This is a genomic window from Micromonospora sp. WMMD723 (genome assembly GCF_049863385.1).
Taxonomy (GTDB): Bacteria; Actinomycetota; Actinomycetes; order Mycobacteriales; family Micromonosporaceae; genus Micromonospora; species Micromonospora wenchangensis.
Genome location: NZ_JBMKNR010000001.1, coordinates 16,982 through 39,029, shown reverse-complemented (window position 1 = coordinate 39,029; position 22,048 = coordinate 16,982). Strand labels below are relative to the sequence as shown.

22 protein-coding genes are annotated in these 22,048 nt (G+C 74.8%); 21 read left to right on the top strand and 1 reads right to left on the bottom strand.

The annotated features are described in order from the left end of the window. Positions 1-101: 101 nt before the first annotated feature. From ACN261_RS00200 to ACN261_RS00115, 18 genes are all read left to right on the top strand, one after another. Positions 102-1,508 (top strand): FtsW/RodA/SpoVE family cell cycle protein, encoded by a 1,407-nt coding sequence (locus ACN261_RS00200; RefSeq protein ID WP_425853536.1) that lies wholly within the window; start codon positions 102-104, stop codon positions 1,506-1,508. Then, positions 1,508-2,614, top strand: coding sequence for an undecaprenyldiphospho-muramoylpentapeptide beta-N-acetylglucosaminyltransferase (gene murG, locus ACN261_RS00195; protein ID WP_088643040.1), 1,107 nt, complete (start codon positions 1,508-1,510; stop codon positions 2,612-2,614). The genes ACN261_RS00200 and murG overlap by 1 nt, the downstream gene beginning before the upstream one ends. A 31-nt stretch (positions 2,615-2,645) precedes the next feature. After that, entirely contained in the window at positions 2,646-4,118 is a 1,473-nt protein-coding gene (murC, locus tag ACN261_RS00190; RefSeq protein ID WP_421483447.1) for a UDP-N-acetylmuramate--L-alanine ligase, read from the top strand. Continuing rightward, positions 4,115-4,939 carry a cell division protein FtsQ/DivIB gene (locus ACN261_RS00185; RefSeq protein ID WP_421483446.1) on the top strand — a complete coding sequence of 275 codons (825 nt, stop codon included), beginning with the start codon at positions 4,115-4,117 and terminating at the stop codon, positions 4,937-4,939. The genes murC and ACN261_RS00185 overlap by 4 nt, the downstream gene beginning before the upstream one ends. A gap of 240 nt (positions 4,940-5,179) precedes the next feature. Continuing rightward, positions 5,180-6,295 (top strand): cell division protein FtsZ, encoded by a 1,116-nt coding sequence (ftsZ, locus tag ACN261_RS00180; protein ID WP_421483445.1) that lies wholly within the window; start codon positions 5,180-5,182, stop codon positions 6,293-6,295. Between the two features lie 106 nt (positions 6,296-6,401). Beyond that, positions 6,402-7,148, top strand: a complete 747-nt coding sequence (locus ACN261_RS00175; protein WP_421483444.1) for a YggS family pyridoxal phosphate-dependent enzyme — start codon at positions 6,402-6,404, stop codon at positions 7,146-7,148. A gap of 190 nt (positions 7,149-7,338) precedes the next feature. Beyond that, positions 7,339-8,046 carry a cell division protein SepF gene (locus ACN261_RS00170; protein ID WP_421483443.1) on the top strand — a complete coding sequence of 236 codons (708 nt, stop codon included), beginning with the start codon at positions 7,339-7,341 and terminating at the stop codon, positions 8,044-8,046. Between the two features lie 28 nt (positions 8,047-8,074). Further along, positions 8,075-8,380 (top strand): YggT family protein, encoded by a 306-nt coding sequence (locus tag ACN261_RS00165; RefSeq protein WP_088643046.1) that lies wholly within the window; start codon positions 8,075-8,077, stop codon positions 8,378-8,380. A gap of 43 nt (positions 8,381-8,423) precedes the next feature. Continuing rightward, a complete protein-coding gene (locus ACN261_RS00160; protein WP_088643047.1) occupies positions 8,424-9,224 on the top strand; it encodes a DivIVA domain-containing protein in 801 nt (266 codons plus the stop codon). Between the two features lie 71 nt (positions 9,225-9,295). Beyond that, positions 9,296-10,135, top strand: coding sequence for a hypothetical protein (locus ACN261_RS00155; protein WP_425853672.1), 840 nt, complete (start codon positions 9,296-9,298; stop codon positions 10,133-10,135). Positions 10,136-10,146: 11 nt separating this feature from the next. Further along, positions 10,147-10,452, top strand: coding sequence for a DUF167 domain-containing protein (locus tag ACN261_RS00150; protein ID WP_363652008.1), 306 nt, complete (start codon positions 10,147-10,149; stop codon positions 10,450-10,452). A gap of 22 nt (positions 10,453-10,474) precedes the next feature. Next, a complete protein-coding gene (locus ACN261_RS00145) occupies positions 10,475-11,977 on the top strand; it encodes a potassium/proton antiporter (RefSeq protein WP_421483442.1) in 1,503 nt (500 codons plus the stop codon). Between the two features lie 223 nt (positions 11,978-12,200). Further along, a complete protein-coding gene (locus tag ACN261_RS00140) occupies positions 12,201-12,632 on the top strand; it encodes a TraR/DksA family transcriptional regulator (protein WP_204927750.1) in 432 nt (143 codons plus the stop codon). Positions 12,633-12,698: 66 nt separating this feature from the next. Continuing rightward, positions 12,699-13,349, top strand: a complete 651-nt coding sequence (lspA, locus tag ACN261_RS00135) for a signal peptidase II (RefSeq protein WP_357931161.1) — start codon at positions 12,699-12,701, stop codon at positions 13,347-13,349. Further along, entirely contained in the window at positions 13,346-14,287 is a 942-nt protein-coding gene (locus tag ACN261_RS00130; protein WP_145920972.1) for an RluA family pseudouridine synthase, read from the top strand. The genes lspA and ACN261_RS00130 overlap by 4 nt, the downstream gene beginning before the upstream one ends. A 2-nt stretch (positions 14,288-14,289) precedes the next feature. Continuing rightward, positions 14,290-15,078, top strand: a complete 789-nt coding sequence (locus tag ACN261_RS00125; RefSeq protein WP_421483441.1) for a hypothetical protein — start codon at positions 14,290-14,292, stop codon at positions 15,076-15,078. 408 nt (positions 15,079-15,486) lie between these two features. Continuing rightward, positions 15,487-17,142 carry an AAA family ATPase gene (locus tag ACN261_RS00120; RefSeq protein WP_425847704.1) on the top strand — a complete coding sequence of 552 codons (1,656 nt, stop codon included), beginning with the start codon at positions 15,487-15,489 and terminating at the stop codon, positions 17,140-17,142. A gap of 56 nt (positions 17,143-17,198) precedes the next feature. Beyond that, entirely contained in the window at positions 17,199-18,326 is a 1,128-nt protein-coding gene (locus tag ACN261_RS00115; RefSeq protein WP_425847702.1) for a DUF2567 domain-containing protein, read from the top strand. On the opposite strand, the gene ACN261_RS00110 is transcribed toward ACN261_RS00115, so the two are convergent. After that, positions 18,241-18,939 carry an LON peptidase substrate-binding domain-containing protein gene (locus tag ACN261_RS00110; protein WP_421483438.1) on the bottom strand — a complete coding sequence of 233 codons (699 nt, stop codon included), beginning with the start codon at positions 18,937-18,939 and terminating at the stop codon, positions 18,241-18,243. The two genes, ACN261_RS00115 and ACN261_RS00110, sit on opposite strands and share 86 nt — an antisense overlap. Positions 18,940-19,045: 106 nt before the next feature. Here ACN261_RS00110 and hisD point away from each other — a divergent pair, with 106 nt between their 5' ends. From hisD to hisB, 3 genes are read left to right on the top strand one after another with little or no spacing between them, the layout of a single operon-like run. Further along, positions 19,046-20,368, top strand: coding sequence for a histidinol dehydrogenase (gene hisD / locus ACN261_RS00105; RefSeq protein ID WP_204927744.1), 1,323 nt, complete (start codon positions 19,046-19,048; stop codon positions 20,366-20,368). Next, the gene (locus ACN261_RS00100) at positions 20,365-21,438 is read left to right on the top strand and encodes a histidinol-phosphate transaminase (RefSeq protein ID WP_421483437.1); all 1,074 of its coding nucleotides are present in this window, start codon (positions 20,365-20,367) and stop codon (positions 21,436-21,438) included. The genes hisD and ACN261_RS00100 overlap by 4 nt, the downstream gene beginning before the upstream one ends. Beyond that, positions 21,435-22,046, top strand: a complete 612-nt coding sequence (gene hisB, locus ACN261_RS00095) for an imidazoleglycerol-phosphate dehydratase HisB (protein ID WP_088643058.1) — start codon at positions 21,435-21,437, stop codon at positions 22,044-22,046. The genes ACN261_RS00100 and hisB overlap by 4 nt, the downstream gene beginning before the upstream one ends. Positions 22,047-22,048 lie beyond the last annotated feature (2 nt).

Genomic DNA, 22,048 nt, shown 5'->3' with positions numbered 1-22,048 from the left:
GCACCGGGACGACGACGGAGACCCAGCCGCGGCGGGCCGCGGGGACGGGACGTACCGCCGACCCGCCCGGCGGGCTGTCCGGGCTGGGCCCGGCCGGCGGCCTGGCGGCGCTGCGCGGTCTGCTGGCCCGCCCGCTGACCTCCTACTACCTGCTGCTGTCCAGCGCCGGCCTGCTGCTGCTGATCGGCCTGACCATGGTCTTCTCGGCCACCAGCGTGCGCGACTACGCCGAGGCCGGCGACGCCGCCGCCTCCGTGACCAAGCAGGCCATCTTCGCGGTGATCGGCATCGTCGCGTTCTGGGCCTGCCAGCGGCTGCCGGCCACCACCTTCCGTTCGTTGGGCCGGCCGCTGCTCGGGGCGGCGGTGGTGCTGCTGCTGGTGCTCAACCTGCTGGTCGCCCTGGAAGCGCTGTTCGGGGTGACCTCGGTGGGGCCGCTGCGGGCCCACCTGCTCTGGCTCTACCTCGGGCCGATCCAGGTGCAGCCCGCCGAGCTGGCCAAGTTGGCGCTGGTGCTGTGGGGCGCGCACGTGATCGCCCGCAAGGGCGCCGCGCTGGGCTGGTGGCGGGAACTGGCCACCCCGCTGTTCCCGGTGGTCGGCCTGCTGTTCGTGCTGGTCGGCTACAACGACCTGGGCAGCATGCTCTGCCTGCTGGCCATCGTCGTCGGGCTGCTGTGGGCGGCCGGGGTGCGGCTGCGGGTCTTCGCCGCCCTGTCCGCGGTCGGCCTGGTCGGGGTCGGCCTGCTGATCGCGGTGGCCTCGCTCGGCGCCGGCTCCGGGGCGCGTGGCCAGGAGAACTACCGGTTGGCCCGGCTCACCTCGTTCCTCGACACGCCCGACCCGGCCAAGTGCGTCGAGGACGCCTGCTGGCAGATGGTCCAGGCCCGCAACGCCATCGAGCACGGCGGCTGGTTCGGGGTGGGGCTGGGCAAGAGCAGCGTCAAGTTCGGCTGGCTGCCGGCCGCCCACAACGACTTCATCTTCGCCGTCATCGCCGAGGAACTGGGCGTGGTCGGCTGCACCGTCATCCTGGTGCTGTTCGCCGTGCTGGCCTACACCGGGCTGCGGATCGCCCGCCGGGTCGCCGACCCGTTCCGCCGGCTCGCCGCCACCGCCGTCACCGCCTGGCTGGTCGGCCAGGCCGTGATCAACATCGGTGGGGTGACCAAGCTGCTGCCGCTGACCGGCGTACCGCTGCCGTTCATCTCCGACGGCGGCAGCGCCCTGGTCGTCACCCTGGCCGCGGTGGGCATGCTCGCCTCCTTCGCCCGCGCCGAACCCGACGCGGCCCGAGCCCTGCACGCCCGTCCGCCCGCCCGATGGGTCCGACTAGTCTGGGCCCCGTTGCCGCCGCTTCCCGGTGCGCGGAGCCGACCGGCGTCGCCACCGGCTGCCCCGGGGTCCGTACCCCGGGCGCGCGGGCGGCGACCCGACGATCAGGCCGTACCGCGCGGCGTCCGGCAGGACCGGACCCGGGGCGGGCCGGCGAGCGAGAGGAGACGCTGATGGGTCCGCTGCGTTCGGTGGTGCTCTGTGGAGGGGGCACCGGTGGGCACATCTACCCGCTGCTCGCCTTCGCCGACTGCCTGCGCCGACACGACCCGGGCGTCCGGATCACCTGCCTCGGCACCCCCAAGGGCCTGGAGAACGAGCTGATCCCGCCGGCCGGCTACGACCTGCGGCAGATCCCCGCCTACCAGCTGCCCCGCTCGGTCAACATGGGCCTGGTCCGCACCCCGGACCGGATGTGGAAGGCGGCCCGCGCCGCCGGCAAGGTGATCGACGAGGTCGCCGCCGACGTGGTCGTCGGCTTCGGCGGGTACGTCTCCGTCCCCGGCTACCTGGCCGCCTGGCGGCGCGAGATGCCGATCGTCATCCACGAGGTGAACGTCCCGCCGGGGGTGGCCAACCGGCTCGGGATGAAGTTCACCAAGAACATCGCCGTCGGTTTCCCGCACCAGCCGGCCCAGGCCGAGGCGCTGCGCGACGCCCGGGTGGTCGGGGTGCCGCTGCGCCGGGGCATCGCCGGGCTGGACCGCAACGCCGTACGGGCCGCCGCCCGCGCCCACTTCGGACTCCGCCCCGACCTGCCGGTGCTCTTCGTCGCCGGTGGCTCGCAGGGCGCCCGGTCGATCAACCTGGCGGTCTCCGGCGCGGCCAAGGAACTGGCCCGCAACGGCGTGCAGGTGCTGCACGTGATGGGCGCCCGCAACGAGCCGGTGCCGATCCCCACCGACCTGCCGGTGCCGTACGTGGCGCTGCCCTACCTGTCCGAGATGGAGCTGGGCTACGCCGCCGCCGACCTGATGCTGGCCCGGGGCGGGGCGATGACCTGCGCCGAGGTGGCCGCCATCGGGCTGCCCACCATCTACGTGCCGTACCCGCACTCCAACCAGGAGCAGAAGCGCAACGCGCTGCCCGTGGTGGAGGCCGGCGGCGGGCTGCTCGTCGACGACGCCGAGCTGACCCCGGCCTGGCTGGAGCGCACCGTGCTGCCCCTGCTGCGCGACCCGCAGCGGCTGTACGCGATGGGTGCCGCCGCCGCCGCGTACGGGCGACGCGACGGCGACGTGGCCCTGCTCAACTTCGTCTACGAGGCGGTGGCCCGGTGAGCCGGTCCAGCGCGACGGGAAGGTACCTGGCATGAACACGGCGCAGTTCACCCCGGCCGGCACGCTCACCGCGGAGGACCTGGGCCGGATCCACCTGATCGGGGTGGGCGGGGTCGGCATGAGCGGCCTGGCCCGGCTCTTCCTCACCCGGGGCCTGCCGGTCTCCGGCAGCGAGCTGCGCGAGTGGCCGTCGCTGGCCGGGATGCGGGCGCTGGGCGGCACCATCCACATGAGCCACGAGGCGGCCAACCTCGACGGGGTGGACACCGTCGTCTACTCCTCGGCGATTCCGCAGGACCACCTGGAGATGGTCGAGGCGCGGCGGCGCGGGCTGCGGGTGCTGCACCGCTCCGAGGCGCTGGCGGCGGCGATGACCGGCCGGCGGACGGTGGCGGTGGCCGGCACCCACGGCAAGACCACCACCACCTCGATGGTGACCATGGTGCTCCAGCAGGCCGGGGTCGACCCGTCCTTCGTCATCGGCGGGGAGATCTCCGAGGTGGGCTCCGGGGCGCACCACGGCACCGGCGAGCACTTCGTGGTCGAGGCCGACGAGAGCGACAGGTCGTTCCTGATCTACCGCCCGTTCGTCTCGATCATCACCAACATCGAGGCCGACCACCTGAACACCTACGGCGACCTGGCCACCCTGGAGGCGACCTTCGCCGAGTTCGCCCGGCTCACCGATCCGGCCGGGTACGTCATCACCTGCGCCGACGACCCGGGCGGGCGGCGGCTGGCCGAGACGCTGCGCGCCGAGGGGCGGCGGGTCTGGACGTACGGCGAGGCGGCCGACGCCGACCTGCGGCTGTCCGAGATGGCCTCGTCGGCCCAGGGGGTTCGCTACCTGGCGGCGCTGGACGGCCGGTCGCTGGGCGAGATCCGGCTGCCGGTGCCGGGGCGGCACATGGGGCTCAACAGCGCCGCGGCGGTGCTCGCCGCCCACCTGCTCGGCCTGCCGGTGGCGGCGGCGGAGGCGGCGCTGGCCGCGTTCCCCGGGGTACGCCGCCGCTTCGAGCGCAAGGGCGTCGCCGACGGGGTGCTGGTCTACGACGAGTACGCCTACCACCCGACCTCGATGACGCTGGCCCTGCAGACGCTGCGGGAGGTGGCCGGCGACGGCCGGCTGATCGTGGTGTTCCAGCCGTACCGGCTCTACCGCACCCGCGACCTGCAGGCGGAGATCGCCGCCGCCCTGGGCATCGCCGACGAGCTGGTGCTGCTGGAGGTCTTCGGCCCCGGTGAGCTGCGCCAGCCGGGCGAGGGGTCGGCGGCGTTGCTGGCGGCGGTGCCGCTGGACGCGGCACACAAGGTCTTCGTGGACTCGTTCGACGACGCGCCGGTGGAGGTGGCCCGCCGGGCCCGCCCCGGCGACGTGGTGGTGACCATGGGCGCTCCGCCGATCTCGCTGCTGGGCGACCAGCTGCTCGACGCGCTGACCGCCCGGGTGACCGGGCCGGCGACCACGTCGGGTCGGGACGGCACGGCCTTCACCACCGGATGAGTCCCGGCCCGGCCCGGGGCCGGACCGGCCGTGCCACGGGCGCGGACGGCGGCCCCCGACGTGGCCCGGCGCGGCGCTGGCAGCTCGTGCGGGCCGGTAGCGACGCCGTCCCGCCGTCCACCCGGCGGTTCATGGCGCGGGCCCGGCAGCGGCGGATGCGGGCCGCCCTGCCCTGGGCGGTGCTGGCCGGGGTGCTGGTCCTCGCCGCCCTGGTGGCCTGGACGGTGCTCGGCTCCGGCCTGTTCGGGGTGCGCGAGGTCCGGGTGGAGGGGGCCCGGCTGGTCACCCCGGTCGAGGTGCGTGACGCGGCGGCGGTGCCGGACGGGGTGCCGCTGGCCCGGGTGGACCTGGCGGCGACGGCCCGGCGGATCGGCGCGCTGCCCCCGGTGCAGCGGGCCACGGTCCGCCGCGACTGGCCGGACACCCTGGTGGTGACGGTGGTGGAGCGCACCGGGGTGGCGGCGGTGCCCCGCGACGACCGGTTCGTGGTGCTCGACGCCAGCGGGGTGGTGTTCCGCGAGCTGCCCCGCGCCCCGCAGGGACTGCCGCTGGTGCGGTTGGCCACGCCGGGACCGGACGACCCGGGCACCCGGGCGGCGTTGCAGGTGCTGGCCGCCCTGACCCCGCAGCTACGGGCCGTGCTGGTCGAGGTGGGCGTCGAGGGGCTGGCCCGGATCGGGTTGACGCTGCGCGACGGGCGGACGGTGGTGTGGGGCGACGCGACCCGCAGCGAGGACAAGGCCCGGGTGGCGACGGCGTTGCTCGGTCGGAAGGCCGACACGATCGACGTCAGCGCTCCCGACGTGGTGACCTTCCGGTGAGGTCCGCAGCGAACGTGAGTCGTTACGCTCCCGGCGGCGACACGCCGGTGGGGTCCTTGGCTCTCGGCGTGGGGGCGCTTACGTTGCCCCGAAGAGGACCAGTGGTTGACATAACTGTAAGCCTCTAGTAGAGGGTTAGGGTTCACCACTGATCCTCGCTGGTGACAGCTCGTCGACCACCGGTCTGGGCCACGCCGTACCGGGGCGCTGCGAGCCAATCTCGAAGGGAAAGGACCGGAGATGACACCTCCGCACAACTACCTGGCGGTCATCAAGGTCGTCGGCATCGGCGGCGGCGGCGTCAACGCCGTCAACCGCATGATCGAGGTTGGGCTCAAGGGCGTCGAGTTCATCGCGATCAACACCGACGCGCAGGCGCTGTTGATGAGTGACGCCGACGTCAAGCTCGACGTCGGCCGGGAGCTGACCCGGGGGCTCGGCGCGGGCGCCAACCCCGACGTCGGCAAGAACGCCGCCGAGGACCACCGCGACGAGATCGAGGAGGTGCTCAAGGGCGCCGACATGGTCTTCGTCACCTGCGGCGAGGGCGGCGGCACGGGCACCGGCGGCGCGCCGGTGGTCGCCAACATCGCCCGCAAGCTCGGCGCGCTGACCATCGGCGTGGTGACCCGGCCGTTCTCCTTCGAGGGCAAGCGCCGCCAGGTGCAGGCCGAGGCGGGGATAGACGAGCTGCGCAACCAGTGCGACACGCTGATCGTCATCCCGAACGACCGGCTGCTCGCGCTGGGCGACCGGGGGATCAGCATGATGGACGCCTTCCGCACCGCCGACCAGGTGCTGCTCTCCGGTGTCCAGGGCATCACCGACCTGATCACCACGCCCGGTCTGATCAACCTCGACTTCGCCGACGTCAAGAGCGTGATGAGCGGGGCGGGCAGCGCGCTGATGGGCATCGGCAGCGCCCGGGGCGAGAACCGGGCGGTCGAGGCGGCCGAGGCGGCCATCTCCAGCCCGCTGCTGGAGCAGAGCATGGACGGCGCGCGGGGGGTGCTGCTGTCCATCGCCGGCGGCTCCGACCTGGGCCTGTTCGAGATCAACGACGCCGCGCAGCTGGTCACCGACGCGGCCCACCCGGACGCGAACATCATCTTCGGCGCGGTCATCGACGACGCGCTCGGCGACGAGGTGCGGGTCACCGTGATCGCCGCCGGCTTCGACGGGGGCACGCCCGCGTACAAGGCGTCCGAGTCCCCGCGCAAGAGCAACCAGAACCAGCCCACGCCGCAGGCCCCGGCGGTCACCACGCCGGCCGTCATGCCGCCGCCGCAGCAGTCGCCGCGCCGGGTGCTCTTCGACGACGTGGACGTGCCCGACTTCCTCAAGAACGGTTCCTGATCCCGCCGATGACGGACAACCACGCCGGCGACCACGCCACCCCGCCCCCCTCGGGCGGGTCCCTGGTGGGTCGCGCCACCGCGTCGCCGACCGGGCGGCCCGGCCGATGACCGCTGCGCCGGATCCGGTGGGTGCCGACCGTCGCGCCGCGCTCGCGGCCGGGCTGGCCGCGGTGCGGGCCCGGATCGCCGACGCCTGCGCCGCCGCCGGCCGGGACCCGTCCGGGGTGACGATGATCGCGGTGACCAAGACGTACCCGGCCGGCGACGCGGTCGCGCTGGCCGGGCTCGGGGTCACCGACCTGGGGGAGAACCGGGACCAGGAGGCGGCGCCGAAGGCGGCCGGGGTGGCGGCGGCCGGCGCGGCCGTCCGCTGGCACTTCATCGGTCAGTTGCAACGCAACAAGGCCCGCTCGGTGGTGCGCTACGCCGACGTGGTGCACTCGGTGGACAGTGTGCGGCTGGCCCGCGCGCTGGGCACCGCCGCCGAGTCCGGACGGGACCGTCCGTTGCCGACGCTGGTGCAGGTCAGCCTGGACGGTGACCCGGCGCGTGGCGGCGCCCTGCCGGACGCGGCCGACCCCGACCGGGGGCTGCGCCCGGTGGCCGAGGCGCTGGCCGGCGCGCCGGCGCTGCGGCTGGCCGGGCTGATGGCGGTGGCGCCGCTGGGCTGGGAACCGGAACGGGCGTTCGCCCGGCTGGCCGAGGTGGCGGCGGCCTTCCGGGTCGGGTATCCGACGGCCACCATGCTCTCCGCCGGGATGAGCGGCGACCTGGAAACGGCCATCGGATACGGCGCGACACATGTCCGCGTCGGCAGCGCGTTGCTCGGAATGCGTTCCACGCTGCGGTAGCCTGACCGCGGTAGAAGCAAATTACATCAGTGTTGTTCAGGGGTGGCGCCCCCGGTCGGGGGCCGCGACGGGCGAGCCGCGAATCGCACGTCGGGGATTGCCGCTCTGATCCGGTGGGCATGGAGTCCACTCGCGATCATGGCGACACGGCACGGGGGTGCGTGCCGCACGGCGGACGGAAGGGCGCGGGATGGGTGCACTGCGCAAGGCGGGGGTCTGGCTCGGTCTCGTCGAGGAGGACGACGAGCGGGGCTACGACGAGGGCTACGACAAGCCCGGCTACCGCGAGTCGCGGTACCGGTCGAGCCGGTACGCCGAGGAGTTCGCCGACGACGACGAGGACGACGCGGAGGAGCCACCGGCACCGCGTCCGCGCCTCGGTGACCGGGGCCGGCTGAGCGAGCGGTCGAGCCGGCTGGCCGAGGCCGACCGGGCCGACGACGAGCGTCCGGAGCGTGCCGAGCGCCCGGAGCGCCCGGAGCGGGCCAGCGTCCGGTCGATCACCCGGTCCGGGGGTACGGACACCTCGGGCGCGCTGAGCTACCACACCCGGGACAATCTCGCGCTGGCGCCGCAGGCGTCGCCCCGGGAGCGGCCGGTGGTGGCCGAGGAGGAGCAGCGCTACCAGATCACCACCCTGCACCCGACCACCTACCGCGAGGCGCGGACCATCGGCGAGCACTTCCGCGACGGCGTCCCGGTGATCATCAACCTCACCGAGATGGACGAGGCCGACGCCCGCCGGCTGGTGGACTTCGCCGCCGGGCTGGCGTTCGGGCTGCGCGGTACGATCGAGCGCGTGACCAACCGGGTGTTCCTGCTCTCACCGGCCAACGTCCAGGTCACCGCGGAGGACAAAGCCAAGATCGCTGAGGGCGGCTTTTTCTCCCTGAGCTAAGTCCACCCGACCGAGGGACGTCGCTGCCGTGTTGTCGATCATGTTCCAGCTGCTCTACCTGATCTTGTACGTCTTCCTTATCGTGCTGCTGGCCCGATTCGTTCTCGGTGCCGTCCTCCAGTACGGTCGTCGGTGGCAACCGGGGCGTGGCGCGTCCGCCGGACTCGAGTCCGTGTGGAGCGTCACTGATCCGCCTCTCAAGGCGTTGAGGCGGGTGATCCCCCCACTGCGAATTGGTACCGTGAGCATCGACCTGGCCTCCCTTGTGCTCCTGGTTATCCTGTTCGTGCTGATGAGGTTTGTGTTAGATCCGCTGATCAGGAACTTCTCCTGACCAGCGCGCGCTTTCGCGGCCGCAACTGACCCGAGGAGTTTCGATGCCGCTGACACCGGCCGACGTGCACAACGTCGCCTTCAAAAAGCCGCCGATCGGCAAGCGGGGGTACGACGAGGAGGAGGTCGACGCCTTCCTGGACGAGGTCGAGCGTGAGCTTGCCCGTCTGATCGAGGAGAACAACGAGCTGCGCGCCCAGGTGGAGCGCGGCGGTCGTGGCGGGGCCCCTGCCGGCCCCGGTGGCGATGCCCGGCTGGCGGCTGAGCTCAACGACGTCAAGGCCCAGCTCGACCGGGTGCAGCGCGACAAGGCCGCCGCCGAGCAGGCCGCCCGCGCCATGCAGGCCGAGCTGGAGCAGGTCCGCACCACCGGTGGCCCGGCCGTCGGCGGCGACGGCGAGCAGCAGGCGCTGCGGGTGCTGATGATGGCCCAGCGCACCGCCGACGACCACGTCTCCGACGCCCGTCGGGAGGCCGACCAGCTGCTCTCCGAGGCGCGCTCCAAGGCCGAGGAGGTCACCCGCGAGGCGCGGGCCAAGGCCGACGCGCTGGAGCGTGACGCCCGTCAGCGGCACCAGGAGGCCATGGGCGGCCTGGACGCCAAGCGGACCGCGCTGCAGAAGCACATCGAGGAACTCAAGCAGTTCGAGCGCGAGTACCGCACCCGGCTCAAGGCGTACCTGGAGAGCCAGCTGCGGGACCTCGACGGTCGGGGCCAGGGCCTCGAGGCCGAGATGACCCGCGCCGAGGGCACCCGTGCCGTCGGCGGCAACGGCCTCGCCGCGGCCGGCCTCGCCGGCTCGTACGGCGGCGGTCGCTCCGGCGCCCTCGAAGCAGGTCGCTGATCCACGGTCGGCGACCGTCCCCCGACGGTCGCCGACCCAGCCGACGACCCACGACGCGGCGGGGGTGAGCTGTGCTAGTCGCCAGTCTGCTGCTCATCCTCGTCGCGGTCGTCCTGCTGGCGTTCGGTCTCGTCGACGGCTCCAGCACGTTGTTGACCAGTTCCATCGCGGCCAGTCTGCTGGCCGCCGTCGCGTTGGTGGCCGGTGCCCGCCAGGCAGCCGTCACCCGGGCGAGGGCGGCGGACCAGGCGCGGGGTCGGGGCGCGACGGAGTCCCGCCCGACCACCCCGCCGGCTGCGACCACGCCGTCGGACGTACCGACGACGTACCCTGCGGCGACGTTCGGCACCGGTGAGGCCGGGTGGCGGCAACCACCCGGCGCGCCGGTGGCCGGCGACCCCGTCGACGTTGCCACCCGCCCCGACGCCGGTGCCTGGGAGCCCGACGCGGAGGCACCCTGGGAGCCCGTCGTCGTGACCGCCGCGCCGGACCGGACGACCCCGGGTCACGCCGACCCGGCGACCGACCGTGCCCCCGACGGCGACCGGCTCGACCCGGACGACCCCCGGTGGGACCCGGTCACTGACCCCGACCGGCCCGACCCGGACGACCCGGCCTGGGCGGCCGGGGACGATCTCGCGCCACCCTGGGAGCACTCGGACGACGCCGCGTCGCCGTGGGACCCACCCGCCCAGCGGGTCCCGCCCGCCGACGCCGCCCGGGTCGCCCGGCTCGACGCCGAGGTGCGGGTGGTCGACGGGCACCCCCGCTACCACCTGCTCTCCTGCGCCCACCTGATCGAACGGGAGCACGAGCCGCTGCCGGTGCACGAGGCGGTCTCCCTCGGGTTCACCCCGTGCGGCCTGTGCAACCCGGACACCGCCCTGCTCGCCGACACCTACCCCCGCTGAGGCCGGTGTCGATGCCCACGGACGACACGGTGACCGTCGCGGTGCGGGTCAAGCCCGGGGCGTCCCGGCCCCGGGTCGGCGGCTGCTTCACCGGACCGCACGGGCCCGCCCTGGTGGTCGCGGTGACCGCGCCGGCCGTGGACGGCCGGGCCACCGAGGCGGCCCGCCGGGCGCTGGCCGACGCCCTGGGCGTCCGCCCGGCGGCGGTGGCGCTGCGCACCGGCGCGGCCAGCCGGGACAAGCTGTTCCTGGTGGACGGGGCGACGCCGGAGGTCACCGCGCTGCTGCGGCGGCTGCGCGACGGATCGGCCGGGTGAGGAGGCCCCGGGTGGGGCGCCCGTGACGCCGGGACTGGATCTGGCCCTGCTCCTCGGGGCGGCCGTGCTGCTGGTGGCGATCGGCGCGGTGCGGTTCTCCACCCGACTGGGTGTGCCGAGTCTGCTGGTCTACCTCGCGCTCGGGGTGGCGATCGGCGAGGCCGGGCTGGGCATCCGGTTCGACGACGCCGAGCTGACCCGGATGCTGGGGTTCTGCGCGCTTATCGTGATCATCGCCGAGGGTGGGCTCACCGCGCGGTGGAGCACCCTGCGCCCGGTGCTCGGGTTGGCCGGCGCGCTGTCCACCGTCGGGGTGCTGGTCAGCATCGTCGTGGTCGGCCTGGTGGTGCACCTGCTGCTCGGGCTGGACTGGCGGTTGGCACTGCTCTACGGTGCGGTGCTCTCCTCCACCGACGCGGCGGCGGTGTTCGCCACGCTGCGCCGGTTGCGGTTGCCGCCCCGGCTGGTGGCCGCCCTGGAGGCCGAGTCGGGCATGAACGACGCCCCGGTGGTGATCCTGGTGGTGCTGCTGTCGCGCACCGGGCCGGTGGAGCACCCGTGGTGGTTCGAGGTCTTCCTGGTCGGCTACGAGCTGGGGGTGGGCGCGGCGGTGGGATTGGCCGCCGGGCTGGCTGGCCGGTTCGCGCTGCGTCGGGCGGCGCTGCCGTCCTCCGGTCTGTACCCGATCGCCGCCGTCGGGTTCACCGTGCTGGCGTACGCGGCCGGTGCGGTGCTGCACGCCTCCGGGTTCCTCGCCGTCTACGTGGCCGGGGTGCTGCTCGGCAACGCCCGACTGCCGCACCGGCAGGCCATCCTGGGGTTCGCCGACGGGCTGGCCTGGCTGGCCCAGATCGGTTTGTTCGTGCTGCTCGGGCTGTTGGCCACGCCGGAGCGGCTGCACACCGCGCTGGTGCCGGCGGTGGTCACCGGGCTGGCCCTGCTGCTGCTGGCCCGGCCGTTGTCGGTGCTGGTGTCGGCGTTGCCGTTCCGGGTGGGCCTGCGCGAGCAGCTCTTCCTGTCCTGGGCGGGGCTGCGCGGCGCGGTGCCGATCGTGCTGGCCACCATCCCGCTGTCGGCCCGGGTGCCCGGGGCGGACCGGCTGTTCGACGCGGTGTTCCTGCTGGTGGTGATCTTCACGGTGCTCCAGGCGGGCACGCTCGCGCCGGCCGCCCGCCGGTTGCGGGTGACCGCCCCCGCCGAGCCGGCCGAGATCCGGGTGGAGACCGCCCCGCTGGAGCGGATGCGGGCGGACCTGCTCCAGTTGGAGGTGCCGGCGGGGTCGCGGCTGGCCGGGGTGCACGTGGACGAGCTGCGGTTGCCAGTGGGCGCGTCGGTGACCCTGGTGCTGCGCGACGGGGTGGGGTTCGTGCCGGGCGCGGACACCCGGCTCAAGACCGGCGACAGCATGTTGATCGTGGCGACCGCCGGGGTGCGGGACGAGGCGGAGCGGCGGCTGCGGGCGATCAGCCGGCGGGGTCGCCTGGCGCGGTGGTTCGGCGAGTACGGCGAGGACCGGGACGGCTGATCTGCTAGTCTTCGTTTTGCCCCAATTAGCGGTTATTAGGGGCTGAATAGCGGTACGACAGTGCGGCACGTTGTCGGACGCCTGTACGTTCCGTATTCTTGCCAACCTCCGGAGTGCGCGGCCACCGTTGCCGTGCGCCCGTTTTGTTACCCGGGGACGCCACGTCGGCGGCCCCTGTCCGGGCACCGCCGAGCGCCGCGTCCCGCGGCTGAGGGAGCTGACGATGGCGAAGCCAGCCGACACCAGGACCGCCGGTCGCAAACCTGCGGCGAAGGCCACCGCGCAGGCCACCCGCAGCACGGCGGAGACCGAGAAGATCCGGGCGGCCCTGGCGGCCCGACGCGACGAGCTGCGCGCCGAGTACGATCAGACGCTGAGCGAGATCACCGAGCTGCAGCGCGACCGGCTGACCGACTCGGCCGGGGACGACCAGGCCGACACCGGCACCAAGACGTTCGAGCGCGAGCAGGAGATCTCCCTCGCCAACAGCATCCGGGAACGGATCACCCAGGTCGAGCGTGCCCTGGAGCGGCTCGACGAGGGCGGCTACGGATGGTGCGAGCGGTGCGGGAACCCGATCCCGGTGGAGCGGCTCGCGGCCTTCCCGTCGGCGACCCTCTGCGTGACCTGCAAGCAGCTGGAGGAGCGGCGCTGACGTCCGCTCCCCGGTGACCTCGCGAGACGGCGGAACCGCGCCGTCGGGACAGTCGATGGGGAGTCGATGACCACAGCACCGACCGCCGGACCCGGCACCACCGAGCCGGCCGGCCGTACGCCCCGCCGCAGGGCGGTCGTGCTCCTCGTCGGCATCGCGCTGCTCGCGCTGCTGACGGATCTGCTCACCAAGCACCTCGCCCTGCAACAGCTCGACGACCGCCCGCCGGTCCGCCTGCTCGGCGGGGCGGTCTACCTCACCCTGACCCGCAACAGCGGCGCGGCGTGGAGCATCGGCGCCGACCACACCTGGGTGTTCCCGCTGATCACCATCGGGGTGGTCGGCTGGATCACCTGGATGGCGCTGCGGCTGCGCTCGCTGCCCTGGGCGGTCTCCCTGGGGCTGGTGCTGGGCGGGGCGCTGGGTAACCTCGCCGACCGGATCTTCCGCGCGCCCGGCCACTTCGTCGGGCACGTGGTGGACATGGTCAGCCTCTTCGACCCGTACGGCCAGGTCTGGCCGGTGTTCAATCTGGCCGACAGCTGCCTGGTCGCCGGGGTGCTGCTGGCCGTGCTGCTGGAACTGACCGGCCGGCAACGCGACGGACGACGGATCGGGGCCAGGGGCGACACCGCCCCGGAGGCGGCCGGGCCGTCCACCGGGCCGGTGCCCGCCGAGACCACGCCGACCGACGCCGAACCCCGGGAGCGGGCATGACCTCCACCGCCACCGGTGGCGACCACCGGTCCCTGCCCGTCCCGGACGGCCTCGACGGCATGCGGCTCGACCAGGCGGTGTCCCGGCTGTTCGGGCTCTCCCGCACCGCCGCCGCCGCACTCGTCGACGCCGGGGACGCGCTGGTCGACGGCGCGGCCCGGCAGAACTCGCACAAGGTCAGGGCCGGCTCCTGGCTGGAGGTGACGCTGCCCGCCCCGGTCGCGCCGCCGACCGTGGTCCCGCAGGCGGTCCCCGGGCTGACCGTGGTCTACGCCGACGACGACATCGTCGTGGTGGACAAGCCGGTCGGGGTGGCCGCCCACCCCAGTCCCGGCTGGACCGGCCCGACCGTCATCGGTGGGCTGGCCGCGATCGGGCACCGGATCTCCACCAGCGGGGCCGCCGAGCGGCAGGGCGTGGTGCACCGCCTCGACGTGGGCACCACCGGGATCATGGCGGTGGCCAAGAGCGAGCAGGCGTACACCGCGCTCAAGCGGGCGTTCAAGTACCGCGAGGTGGAGAAGCGCTACCACGCGGTGGTCCAGGGTCACCCCGACCCGTCGCGCGGCACCATCGACGCCCCGATCGACAGGCATCCGCACCACGACTACCGCTGGGCGGTGGTCTCCGACGGCAAGCCGAGCATCACCCACTACGACACCATCGAGGCGTTCCCGGCGGCCAGCCTGCTCGACGTCCGGCTGGAGACGGGGCGTACCCACCAGATCCGGGTGCACTTCTCGACCCTGCGGCACCCCTGCGTCGGCGACCTCACCTACGGTGCCGACCCGACCCTGTCGGCCCGGCTCGAACTGCGCCGGCAGTGGCTGCACGCCAGGTCGTTGACCTTCGCCCACCCGCGAACCGGCGACGACGTGACCTTCGTCAGCGAGTACCCGGACGACCTGGCCCGCGCGCTGACGATCCTGCGCGACTGACCGTGCGGCACGACCCGTCGGCCGGCCCGGGGCCGGACGACGACGACACCCCGGCGACCGACGATCCGGCCGCCGGGACGTCCCGGCCGGCCCGGTGGCTGGTCACCACGGCGGTGTTCGCCGTCGGCGCGGTGCTGCTCGCCGCCGGCTGGTCGGCCCGCCGGCCGGCACCCGTCGGTGACCGTACGGTCGGGCAGGTGACCCGGGTCGGGGTGCTGCCCGGGGACTCGCTGCCCGGCTACGCCACCGCCAGCCGGGCCGAACTGGCCGCGCTGACCGCCGGGGCGTACGCGCTGGTGAGTTTCGACAGGTACGTCGCGCCGGACGGGCTGCCGGCGCTGCTGGCCGGCGTCGAGGTCACGGCGGTGGTGGTCCGGGTGCCGCTGCCCGACCGGCAGACCGAGGTGGTCCGGCTGCCGGCGCAGCGGCTGCCGCAGGACGTGACCGCCGGCATGGCCGGCCTCGCCGACCGCAAGGACCGGGAGGCCGCCGACCAGCGCACCCGGGCCGCCGCCGGCACCGACCCGGCGACCCGTCGGGGGTACGAGACCGGGGCGCAGGTCGCGGCGCGGGAGGCGGCCGGTTACCGGTCGGCGTGCGCCTGCGTCTACGCGGCGGTGGTCCGGGCCGAGCCGCCCGCCCTGCGCGCCACGGCCGGGCGGGACGGGGTCCGCGCGGTCGACCCCGCCCCGGAGGTGACCCGGCTGGACCGGACGGTGTTCCTGCCGCCGCTGCCGGAGCAGCGGGACGTGGCCCGGCCCCCCGCCGACACCGCCACGTCACCCGGCTGACCCGCTCCCGACCGCCTGACCCGGCCACCGGGCGTGGAGCTGCCTGTCCGATCTGGCCGGCCCGCGTCGGGCAGCCGGCCGACCTGCCTGGGACGTCCCACCGCAGCGGGTGGACGTCCCATCGACCGGCCAGGACGTCCGGTGGCGGGTTCCGGCGGGGGCGCCGGGATGGGCGATTCGTCGGAAGGAGCACCCGCTGTGATCGGGTCGGCACCGTCGCCGACCGGGACGGGGTGGGGCCGCCCGGCCCCGACCCCCCGCCCACCTCCCCGGACGCCCGTCGCGGTGCGTCTCGCGTCCGATCGCGGTAAGTATTGTCCCCGGCAGATGTGTGCAGACCGGTGTGGTCCGAATAGGGTTTCGTTCGTAGCCTGTCAGGCGGAGATCGACGGCGCGGGAGGGCGAGCCTTGGACGGCACCGAGACCGGCTGGGGCCGGTCGGCCGAACCGGCACCGCGATGGCGGACGCTCTTCGAGCGCGCCCGCCTCGGTGGGCGCGCCGCCGAACCGGCGGAGCCGGACCGCCGTGGCGAGGACGCGCCCCGGGAGTCGCTGCCCGGCCGGGTGCCCGGCGGTGGCTGGTCCGGCCGGGGATCGGCTGCCGTGCCGCCGCCACCCGACCCGGGCTACCACCCCGACCCCGGCTACGGCCCCGACCCCGGCTACCGCGCCGGCACCGGCTACCGGGCGGACCCGGGCCACCGCGCCGACCCGGGCTATCCGGTCGACCAGGGTTACCGGGCCGACCCGGGCTATCCGGCCGAGCCCGGCCACCGCGCCCCCGGCGGCTACCCGGCCGAACCCGGCTACCTGCCGGAGCCGGCCCGGCCGCCGGAGCCGCCGGTCGTCCCGTCCCGCTACGCGCTGCTCGACAGCGGCTACCGGGCCGAGCCGCCGCCCCCCGAGTCCCGGTACGCGCTGCTCGACAACGGCTACCGCACCCCCGGCTACGCGCCCCCGGAGCCGACGTACCAGCCGCCGCGACCCGCCTACCCCGAGCCGGCGGCGTATCCCGAGCCCGGCTACCCGGCGACGCCGACGTACCAGCCGGAACCGGTCTACCAACCCGAACCGACGTACCAGCCCGAACCGACGTACCAGCCGGAGCCGCCCTACCAGCCCGAGCCGACCTACCAGCCCGAGCCGACCTACCAACCGGAGCCGGCGGCGTACCCGCCGGCGGTGACCGCCGACCGGGGCTACCCGGCCCGGATCGAGCCGGCCCGCATCGAGTGGCGTCAGCAGGGCCCCCAGGACGAGCAGGAACGGGCCGCCGGGATCCTCCGCCGCGACCTCGGCACCCCCCGGGTGCTCGCGTTCGCCAACCCCAAGGGCGGGGTGCACAAGACCACCGCCACGGTGCTCGCCGCCGCCACCGTCGGCAGCGTCCGGGGCCGGGGCGTGCTCGCCTGGGACGACAACGAGCTGCGCGGCACCCTCGGCCTGCGCGCCGGCAGCGCCCGGCACGCCCGGACGATCAGGCACCTGATCAGCGACCTGGCGCACATCGAGATCCGCGACGGCGCGGAGCTGCTGGAATCCCTCGACGACTACCTGCGGCACGCCTCCGACGGCTCGTACGACGTGCTGGCCGGGGAGGAGAGCCCCCGGTTCGCCCAGCGGCTCGACCAGTTCACCGTCAAGCGGGTGCTGGAACTGCTGCGCCGTACCCACGACGTGGTCTGTGTGGACACCGGCAACAACGTGGAGAGCCCCAACTGGCGCACGGTCATGCACGCCGCCGACCAGCTCGTGGTGACCACCGTGCCCCGCGAGGACGCCGCGTTCAGCGCCGACTGGATGCTCGACCTGCTGCACGAGGAGGGCATGGGCGAGCTGGCCGACAACGCGGTCACCCTGATCTCCTGCCCCACCCCCGGCCGGTCGACGCTCCAGGACGACCTGGAGCGGCACTTCGCCACCCGCACCCGGGCCGTGGCCGTCGTGCCGTACGACCCGGTGCTGGAGACCGGCTCGTCGATCGAGTACCACCAGCTCCAGGCGGAGACCCGGGCCGCATGGCTGCGGGCGGCCTCGGTGATGCTGGAACCGTTCGCCCGGTGAGGGGTGGTACGGGCTCCGCCGCCCCGCCGTGCCGCCCGGCCTGAGAGGATCATCGGGTGAGCCCGGACACCCCCGATCCGCACCGCCCCGCCGACACCCCGGCGGGTGCCGCGCCCACCCCGCACGCCGCCCCCGCCGGGGCACCGGCCGCCGGGCCCCCCGCCGACGAGCCGTCTGCCGCCCAGTCGCCCGCCGCTGAGTCGTCTGCCGCCGGGCCGTCCGCCGCCCGGTCGCCCGCCGCTGAGTCGTCTGCCGTCGGGCCGCCCGTCGACGAGTCGTCTGCCGTCGGAGCACCGACCGGGCCCGGCCACGACCCGGGCGGGTCCTACCTGCCGTGGCCGCCGCCGTCCGGCTGGCCGGCGGAGCCGGTGCAGCAGCGGCCCCGGCACACCCGGGCGGTGGCGGCCGGCCTCGTGCTGGGCCTGACCGCGTTGGGGGTGCCGCTGGGGCTGCTCTGGGCGGCGCTGGCCCCGGACACCCCCGTGCTCAAGACCGCCGAGGGCGCGGTCTACGCCCAACCCCAGCCGGAGCAGCCGATCGCCGCCGACGGCTGGTTCAGCCTGCTCGGGCTCGGGTTCGGGGTGCTCGCCGCGATCGCGGTGTGGACGCTGCTGCGCCGCCGCCGGGGGCCGGTGAACCTGATCGCGCTGACCGCCGGCGCGCTCGGCACCGCCCTGGTCGCCTGGCAGGTGGGCCGCCGGGTCGGGCTGGACGGCTACCAGCGGCTGCTCGACACCGCCCCCGCCGGCACGTCGTTCGGCAAGCCGGCCGACCTGCGGGCCGGGGGCATCGACCGGCTCTTCGGCGTGCTGCCCGTGCCGTACGGCAACCTGCTGCTGGCCGCGTTCGCCGCCGCCGTCACGTACACCCTGCTGGCCGGCTGGTCGCGGTGGCCGTCGCTGCGTCCGGAGCCGGAGCCCGGCGGCCCCGGCTGGCCGGACCCGCCGGGCGCGTTCGGTGCGCCGGACGGGGCCGGCCAGCCTGGTGCGGTCGGCCAGCCTGGTGCGGTCGGCCAGCCCGGTGCGGTCGGCCAGCCTGGTGCGGTCGGCCCGCCGGGCGCGGTGGGTGCGCCGGACGCGGTCGGCCCGGTGGGTGGGGTCAGTTGGGGGCCGGCGGAGACGCCAGCTCCGACAGCGGCACCGGAACCGCCCGCACCTGGCGCAGCAGGGCCGACTCGCGGTTGAGCAGCCGCAGCTCGGCGCGGAGCCGGGCGGCGGTGTCGTCGATGGCGAGCAGCCGTTGCCGGTCGGCCAGGGTCAGCACGGCGGTGGCCGCCACCAGGTGCGACAGCACCGTGGGGTCCTCCGGGAGCTGCTCGGACAGCTCCTGCGGGTCGTCCCGGATCAGGCCCAGGTACTGCCGGAACACCGCGATCACCCGGGCCGCCAGCAGCTCGGCGGCCTCGTCCGGGCCGGCCGGCTCGGGCAGCCACTCGACGTCGGCGGTGAGGTAGGGGGCGGCCTCCCGGTCGACCCCGGCGACCCGGAACCGCCGCCGACCCACCGTGACGATGTCGAAGCCGCCGTCGTCCAGCTCGGTGACCTGGCGCAGCTCGGCGGTGCAGCCCACCTCGTGCAGGGTCACCTCGCCGCCGCCCGGGGTGGCCCGGCCCGCGCCCGGGGCGACCTCCCAGCCGGAGCGGATGGCCACCACACCGAACTCGCGGGGCACCCCCTCGGGCTTTCCGACCAGGTCCCGCACCAGGTGGCGGTACCGCTCCTCGAAGATGTGCAACGGCAGCACCAGACCCGGGAAGAGCACCGTTGCGAGGGGAAACACCGGCAGCCGTGCGGTCACGCGTCCGAGCGTAGCCCGATCCGGCGCGGTCGGCGTGTCCCGGCTCACCGTCCCGCGGTGCGGGCGGCGCGGGTCGCCCTGCGGGCCGCCGCCTAGACTCGGGGGCGTGTTGAAACGGATCGACCTGCGCGGCGGGGTTTCCGACCCGCGTCGCCTGCTGCCCCGTGCCCAGCTCGACGTCTCCGTGGCGGTCGAGCGGATCCGCCCGCTCGTCGAGGCGGTCCGGGACCATGGGTACCCGGCGATCCGGGAGGCCAGCGAACGGTTCGACGGCGTCTGCCCGCCGGTGCTGCGGGTCCCGACCGAGGCGATCACCGCGGCCGAGGGGGTGCTCGACCCCGACGTGCGGGCCGCGCTGCTGGAGTCGATCGCCCGCGCCCGTCGGGTGCACGACGACCAGCGGCGCACCGACCACACCACCCAGGTCGTGCCGGGCGGCACGGTCACCGAGCGCTGGGTGCCGGTCGACCGGGTCGGCCTCTACGTCCCCGGCGGGCTGGCGATGTACCCGTCGACCGTGGTGATGAACGTGGTGCCGGCCCAGGCGGCCGGGGTGCGCTCGCTGGTGGTGGCCAGCCCGCCGCAGCAGGACAACGGCGGCCTGCCCGACGCCCGGGTCCTGGCCGCCTGCGCGCTGCTCGGCGTCGACGAGGTGTACGCCGTCGGCGGCGCCCAGGCGGTCGCCATGCTGGCGTACGGGTCGACCGTCGACGCCGAGGGCACCCGACGCTGCGCGCCGGTCGACATGATCACCGGGCCGGGCAACATCTGGGTGACCGCCGCCAAGCGGCTGCTGCGCGGCGTGGTCGGCATCGACGCCGAGGCCGGACCGACCGAGATCGCCGTGCTGGCCGACGACACCGCCGACCCGGCGCACGTCGCCGCCGACCTGATCAGCCAGGCCGAGCACGACCCGTTGGCGGCCAGCGTGCTGGTCACCCCGTCGGTCGAGCTGGCCGACGCGGTCGACCGGGAGCTGGCCCGGCAGGTGCCGGCGACCAAGCACGCCGAGCGGGTCGGCACCGCGCTCGGCGGGGAGCAGAGCGGCGTCGTGCTGGTCGACGACCTGGCCGACGGGCTGCGGGTGGTCGACGCGTACGCCGCCGAGCACCTGGAGATCCAGACCCGGGACGCCCGCGACTGGGCGCTGCGGGTGCGCAACGCCGGGGCGATCTTCATCGGGCCGTGGGCGCCGGTGTCGCTCGGCGACTACTGCGCCGGCTCCAACCACGTGCTGCCCACCGGGGGCTGCGCCCGGCACTCGTCGGGGTTGTCCGTGCAGTCCTTCCTGCGCGGGGTGCACCTGGTGGAGTACACCCGCGAGGCGCTGCGCGACGTCGCGCCGCACGTGGTGACCCTGGCCACCGTGGAGGACCTGCCGGCGCACGGGCAGGCGGTCGCGGTGCGGTTCGCCGGGGAGGCGTCGTGACCAGCCTCGACGATCTGCCGATCCGCGACGACCTGCGGGGCCGGTCGCCGTACGGGGCGCCGCAGCTCGACGTGGCGGTCCGGTTGAACACCAACGAGAACTCCTACGCCGTGCCCGAGCCGGTGGTGGAGGCGATCGGCAAGGCGCTCGCCGCCGAGCTGCGTGACCTCAACCGCTACCCGGACCGCGAGGCGGTGGCGCTGCGCGCCGACCTGGCCGGCTACCTCGGGCACGGGATCACCGCCGACCAGGTCTGGGCGGCCAACGGCTCCAACGAGATCCAGCAGCAGCTGCTGCAGGCGTTCGGCGGGCCGGGGCGGTCGGCGTTGGGCTTCGTGCCGGCGTACTCGATGCACCCGTTGCTGTCCCTGGGCACCGGCACCCGGTGGGTGCCGGCGCAGCGGGGGGTGGACTTCGGGCTGACCGCCGACGAGGCGGTCGCCGAGGTCCGGGCGCACCGCCCCGACGTGGTCTTCCTCTGCTCGCCGAACAACCCGACCGGCACCGCGCTCGACCCGGCGGTGATCGCCGCCGTGCTCGACGTCGCCCCCGGCATGGTGGTCCTCGACGAGGCGTACGCCGAGTTCGCCCGGCCCGGCACGGCCAGCGCCCTGACCCTGCTGCCCGGGCACCCGCGGCTGGTGGTGACCCGGACGATGAGCAAGGCGTTCGGGTTCGCCGGTGGCCGGCTGGGTTACCTGGTCGCCGACCCGGCGGTGGTGGCGGCGGTGCAGCTCGTCCGGCTGCCGTACCATCTCTCGGCGCTCACCCAGGCCGCCGCCCGCGCGGCGCTGGCCCACCGCGACGTCCTGCTGGGCACCGTCGACGCGATCAAGGAGCAGCGGGACCGGATCGTGACCACCCTGCGGGCCCGGGGGCACCGGGTGGCCGACAGCGACGCCAACTTCGTGCTGTTCGCCGTCGGCGACGACCAGTCGGCGGCCTGGCGGACCCTGCTCGACGCCGGGGTGCTGGTGCGCGACGTGGGCCTGCCCGGCTGGCTGCGGGTCACCGCCGGCACCCCCGCCGAGACCGACGCCTTCCTCACCGCGATGGAGAAACTGTCATGAGTCGCACCGCCCGGGTGGAACGGATCACCAAGGAGACCAAGGTCCTCGTCGAGATCGACCTCGACGGCACCGGCCGGGCCGAGATCAGCACCGGGGTCGGCTTCTACGACCACATGCTCCACCAGATCGCCCGGCACGGCGGCTTCGACCTGACCGTGCGCACCGTCGGCGACCTGGAGATCGACGCCCACCACACGATGGAGGACACCGCGCTGGCCCTGGGCGCCGCGTTCGACCAGGCGCTGGGGGACAAGGCCGGCATCCGGCGGTACGGCTCGGCCACCGTCCCGATGGACGAGGTGCTCGTCCGGGCCGCCGTCGACCTGTCCGGCCGCCCGTACGTGGTGCACGACGAGCCGGCGCTGTCGCCGTACATCGGGCCGGTCTACCCGACCAGCATGACCCGGCACATCTGGGAGTCCTTCGGCCAGGCGGCCCGGGTCACCCTGCACGTGGACGTGCTGCGGGCGGCCCGGCCGGGTGGCCACCCGGACGCCCACCACGTGGTGGAGGCCCAGTTCAAGGCGGTCTCCCGGGCGCTGCGGGAGGCCACCGCGCTCGACCCGCGCACCGCCGGAGTGGTGCCCAGCACCAAGGGCGCGCTGTGAGC